This is a genomic window from Pseudomonas sp. P5_A2_2, assembly GCF_054177685.1.
This window is the reverse complement of record NZ_JBGCUL010001195.1, coordinates 1-1,240: the sequence shown is the minus strand read 5'-3', so window position 1 is coordinate 1,240 and position 1,240 is coordinate 1. Positions and strand designations below refer to the sequence as shown.

General features: G+C 60.8%; 1 protein-coding gene. It reads right to left on the bottom strand.

The window, feature by feature from the left end; genetic code table 11:
- Positions 1 to 212: 212 nt before the first annotated feature.
- Positions 213 to 1,240: MFS transporter (locus ACXRVY_RS30030; RefSeq protein ID WP_458239076.1), on the bottom strand; the 1,028-nt coding region annotated here is incomplete at its 5' end.

Here is a 1,240-nt window from a genome sequence, read left to right as displayed (position 1 = left end):
GTGCTTAATGCCTAACGACTGGATAGAGGGCATCCCGACGCAAACGAATGTCTCCTTCTGGCCGATTGTCGCCTGTTGCGATGGGCTGAAATCGACCCAGGCTGCCGGTCAGCAATGGCTAAAATTGACCGATTGCCGCCCCTCGCCAAGGGCAGCAATCTACCACTTGCCGCCACTCATCGATGGTAACGAACCACTCCCCCTCATCTTCGTCACACCACTGCTGCTTCAATCGTTCTGGAACGCCAGGCATAAGCCAACACCATCAGCAACCCCAGAGCAGCCATCGCCGCTCCGGCCAGGGAAATCGCCGGATAACCCAGACCAGCGTTGATCACCGCTCCGCCCAGCGCTGCGCCAATCGCGTTGCCAAAATTGAAGGCGCCAATGTTCACCGCAGAGGCAAGATTGGGCGCGTCCTTCGCTGCTTCCATGACGCGCATCTGTAGCGGCGGCACCAGGGCGAAACTGGCGATACCCCATATCAGGATGGCCAGAGCAGCCGGCACCGTCCAACGCATCAGCAGGGTGAACGCCAGCAAGACGAGAATCAGAACGCTTAGCGAGACGATCAAGGTGCGATCTATCGAGCGGTCGGCGGCCATGCCGCCCCACATATTGCCCAGCGTCAACCCCACACCAAAAAGCACCAGCATGGCGGTGATGTAGGCGGTGGAACTATTGGTCTCGCTGCTGAGGATCGGCGCGATGTAGGTGAAGACGGTAAACATTGCGCTCGATCCGACTACGGTCAGGGCCAACGCGCCCAGCACCGGACCACGCCCCAGTACCCGAATTTCGGCCATTACACCGACGCTTTGCGGCGTCTTCAGGTTAGGCAGGGCGAACCACAACGCGGCCATGGTCACCACGCCGAGGCCGGTAATTCCCCAGAAAGCGGTGCGCCAACCGAACAGTTCACCAAACCAGGCGGCCAGCGGCACACCGCCGATGGTCGCCAGGGTCAGGCCCATGAACATCGCCGCAACCGCCCCGGCACGTTTCTCCGGGGCGACCACGCTGGCGGCGACGATGGAGCCAACGCCAAAAAATGCACCATGGTTCAGTGAGGTCACCACCCTGGCGACCATGAGGCTGTAGTAATCGGTGGCCAGGGCTGACATCAGATTACCCAGGGTGAAAATCGCCATGAGCCCGATCAGCAGATAGCGCCGGGGAATCCTGCCGGTGGTCAGGGTCATCAGCGGTGCGCCGAGCAATACGCCCAGCGCATAAGCAC